The following is a 3,818-nucleotide window of genomic DNA, read 5'->3' as shown; positions in this document are numbered from 1 at the left end:
ACTAATCGCGAGGTGCCCATAATGCGGAGGAGCGTTGCCTGATTGGCGGATTTCCGCCGTTCTCGGATCTTCTTGCTTTGCATTATTCTGAGCCGAACCTCTGCGGGTCAATCGACCAACGGAGGACCTGCCAATGTCTGATAACCGTAACGAACTCATCGCCGCACTCAGTTCCTCGCTGATCAGCCAGCGGTACAGCCCTGTCGCGGCAAGGAATTACTGCACCTACGCATCCAGATTTCTCGATTATCTGGCACAACGTGGCATTCCTATCGCGAACGTGACTGATGAACTGGTGGAGCACTATCTCCGGCACGCCATCATGCTGTTCGAAAAGCAGCGTGGCCGGCCCCCCAGCGTACGCTGGCACGAGGTCCCGCGCTCTGGGATTCATGCGCTTTTGCGGCTTGTCCACGGCCAATGGCCACCATCTATCAAGCCTACCTGCGCAGCCGATGAGATCCGATTTTCAATCTGCGCCGAATATGAAAGCTGGCTGCGCGAGGAACGCGGGCTGGCTCACGCGAGCATCGCAGCGTTAATGTGGGAAGCCCGGAGCTTCCTTGCCTGGCAGATCGATCACGGAAACGACGACCTGGCGGGTCTGAATGTCGCAGACATTGACCACTACATGGATTTCCGCGCACCGAAATTGACGCGCTGCTCGATGAAATCCGTGGCAGAGCGGCTTCGCGCACTGCTGCGCCACCTCTATATCACAGGTCGCGTCATGACGGATATGTCCGGGCATGTCCTGGCGCCCACGCTGTATGCATATGAAGGCGTACCTTCGGCCCTGAACCGCAGTCAAATAATCGCCGTTCTGGAAAGTGCCGAGCAGGATACGTCATCGGCAGGGATGCGGGACTATGCGATCCTGCAATTCCTCGCCGTTTATGGTCTCCGGTCTGGAGAGATCCGCCATCTGCGGATCGAAGACATCGACTGGCGAAGGGAAGCCATCCATGTTCGGCACCACAAGACGCGGGCAAGCACATTGCTGCCCCTTCTTGAGCCGGTTGGTGAAGCGGTGCTCGCTTATCTGCGCTCCGGGCGTCCCGAGACCGATGCCAGAGAAATCTTCGTCCGCACGCGCGCGCCCTATCGAAAGCTCGACAAGCTTTACAGCATGGTTCGGCGGCGGCTGCGTGAGGCTGGCGTCCAACCGCGTGGCAAGTGTGGGCCACACATCTTCCGTCATGCTCGCGCGGTCGAAATGCTGCGCAATGCGGTGCCTCAAAAGGTCATCGGCGACTTGCTGGGGCATCGTTCGACAGGCTCGACGGCTCCCTACCTCAAGCTTGCTACCGAAGATCTCAGAGCTATCGCGTTCGACGTGTCGGGTATGGAGTTGGTGGCATGACCGCGCGGTGGCCCGATCCCGACCGCGTGATCATTGGCCGCTATATCGCGAGTCTTGATCTGCACAGTATGAAAAGCCGAGCCTGCTACGCCCAAGTCTTGCACGGCTTCCAGGATGTCGCCGAACGCTACGAGGCACTCGATCAGGAGGTGCTGCTGGCCTGGCTACGAAAATCAGCGGTTCGCCGAGCGCCATCCACGCTTTTGCATCGCACCCGCATCGTTGACCGGTTCCTCGAACGCATGCTGGAAATGGGCGCGGTCCATCACGATCCCGTCGCCGCTCTACGCGATGAGTGCAATATCAAGCAGTGCATGCCGATTTGGCGGGCATTGGCATCGCGAAATCCGGAAGAGGCACTTGCCGAACTGCGTCAACCCAAACCGTTCGGCAGCGTGCTGGGCGAAATGATGGCCGAGCATGTCGCGATGATGCGGCGACGAGGTTACAAATACACATCGCAGCCCCAGTTGTTACTGCGGTTCGATCGGTTCCTGCAGTCGCATCCCGGACCGAAAGCAGAACCGCTGAGCGCCATGATCGAACGATGGGCGGAAGCGAATGTCACGCGTCACCGGGCTGAGGAATGCGAAGAGCTTAAACGCGTCTTTGCGAAAATCCGTCATCACCACGACCCGTCGATACCTGTGCGGCGCCCCGATCCGAGACCACGGAAGGAGGCCGCCATGCAATGGCGAAAACCTCATATCTACTCGCCTGCCGACGTGCGGCGGATGCTCGATGTTGCCCGCACCTATCCTTCTCCCCGGGCACCGCTTCGCCCGCTGAGCGCGTACACGATGCTGCTTCTCGCCTATTGCGCTGGCTTGCGGCGCGGCGAACTTGCCCGTCTCGATCTTGGTGATGTTGACCTGCAGGACGGTACGATAACCATCCGGCAGACAAAGTTCTTCAAGACCCGCATATTGCCGCTACCCGACAGCGTGGTAGTCGAGCTCAGAGCCTACATCGATGGGCGGCTGCGCGCCGGTGGATCACAGGACGCGCGTTCCGGCTTGTTCTGGCACGAGCGAGGCGATGGCCATTACACGCCGGAAATGATCACCTGGCTGCTCACCGACATCACGCGCCGCGCAGGGTTGAAACCATCGCGAGGAAAAGCGGGGCCGCGCATTCATGACCTGCGCCACTCGATGGTCGTGAACAGGATCCTGGAATGGTACCGGACGGGTATCAATCCGCAGGAGCGTTTGCCGTTCCTTGGGACCTACCTCGGCCATCGGGATATCAACTCCACGCTGGTCTACATTACGATCACGCAAGAGTTGCTGCACCTCGCCAGCGAGCGGTTCCGCACGGTGGGCGCACAATGCCTAAGCCTGGGGTGGGAGGCACAGCCATGAGCAAGAGCAACCCGTTCCCAGACCTGATGCGCTCATTCTTCTACGAATGGCTGGTCGAGCAACGCAATGCGTCCATCCATACGGTAAAATCATATCGCGATGCCTGGCGGCTTTTGCTGCGGTTCGTCGCGCAGCGTGCCGGGAAGAAGGTGGCTGCGATTACGCTGGCCGATTTGGTCGCAAGCGAGGTGGTCGCATTCCTCAGCCATGCCGAGCATGGACGCAGCGGTACGATCGGTACGCGCAACTGCCGGCTTGCCGCAATCCGCAGCTTCTTCCACTTCGTGGCCACCAAGGATCCCGCGTCGATCACCCAATGCGTCGAAATCCTCAACATCCCGATCAAGCGCGCTCCGGTGGCGGAGCCGAGCTATCTGGATCCGGCGGAAGTGACCGCGATCCTCGCTCAGCCTGACCGGTCGACCGTTGTGGGGATGCGCGACCATGCGCTGCTCTCCTTCCTCTACAACAGCGGCGCCCGAATACAGGAGGCACTCGACCTGTGCCCTGAAGCAATCCGGTTCGAAAGCCCAAATTGCGTACGCCTGACCGGCAAAGGCCGGAAGGAACGTATCTGCCCGCTGTGGCCTGAAACCGTGATGTTGCTGAAAAAGCTGCTTGAACGGCAACCACGGGCTCCCGACCAGCGGCTCTTCGTCAACCGCTATGGCGAGCCGCTCAGCGCTTCTGGCGTTCGCTTCAAGCTCGCCACTTACGTGAAGACAGCTGCCGAGACCATGCCAACGCTGCGCGCCAGGCATATAACGCCACACGCCTTCCGGCACGCCACCGCCGTGCACCTCGTCTCGGCCGGTGTCGACGTTACGGTCATCCGTAGCTGGCTCGGCCATGTCAGCCTGGATACGACCAACCACTATGCCAAGGCCAACCTGGAAACGAAACGGAAAGCTCTGGAGAAGGTCGCCGTTCCGACCGAAACCGGTTGCCTGCCATCCTGGAAGCGCGATGCAAGCGTACTCGCCTGGCTCGACACGCTCTGAAATAATGCGGAGGAACATGGACAAGAACGGGGGAAATCCGCCAATCAGGCAACGCTCCTCCGCATTATGGGCACCTCGCGATTAGTGAAG

General features: G+C 60.0%; 3 protein-coding genes. All 3 read left to right on the top strand.

What is annotated here, in order from left to right:
• The first annotated feature begins 133 nt into the window (after positions 1–133).
• Genes FHW92_RS25405 through FHW92_RS25395 form a run of 3 tightly spaced genes read left to right on the top strand, consistent with a single transcriptional unit; the run spans position 134 to position 3,728 of the window.
• Positions 134–1,363 carry a site-specific integrase gene (locus FHW92_RS25405; protein ID WP_168606072.1) on the top strand — a complete coding sequence of 410 codons (1,230 nt, stop codon included), beginning with the start codon at positions 134–136 and terminating at the stop codon, positions 1,361–1,363.
• The gene (locus FHW92_RS25400; RefSeq protein WP_168606071.1) at positions 1,360–2,727 is read left to right on the top strand and encodes a tyrosine-type recombinase/integrase; all 1,368 of its coding nucleotides are present in this window, start codon (positions 1,360–1,362) and stop codon (positions 2,725–2,727) included. The genes FHW92_RS25405 and FHW92_RS25400 overlap by 4 nt, the downstream gene beginning before the upstream one ends.
• The gene (locus FHW92_RS25395; RefSeq protein ID WP_168606070.1) at positions 2,724–3,728 is read left to right on the top strand and encodes a site-specific integrase; all 1,005 of its coding nucleotides are present in this window, start codon (positions 2,724–2,726) and stop codon (positions 3,726–3,728) included. The genes FHW92_RS25400 and FHW92_RS25395 overlap by 4 nt, the downstream gene beginning before the upstream one ends.
• Positions 3,729–3,818 lie beyond the last annotated feature (90 nt).

The organism is Novosphingobium sp. SG707, from assembly GCF_012275515.1.
Taxonomy (GTDB): domain Bacteria; phylum Pseudomonadota; class Alphaproteobacteria; order Sphingomonadales; family Sphingomonadaceae; genus Novosphingobium.
This window is presented reverse-complemented; position numbering and strand designations above follow the sequence as displayed.

Bases quoted from the DNA above. Each gene is read 5' to 3' on its own strand.
- FHW92_RS25405 (WP_168606072.1), top strand. From the start codon at position 134: ATGTCTGATAACCGTAACGAACTCATCGCCGCACTCAGTTCCTCGCTG.
- FHW92_RS25400 (WP_168606071.1), top strand. From the start codon at position 1,360: ATGACCGCGCGGTGGCCCGATCCCGACCGCGTGATCATTGGCCGCTAT.
- FHW92_RS25395 (WP_168606070.1), top strand. From the start codon at position 2,724: ATGAGCAAGAGCAACCCGTTCCCAGACCTGATGCGCTCATTCTTCTAC.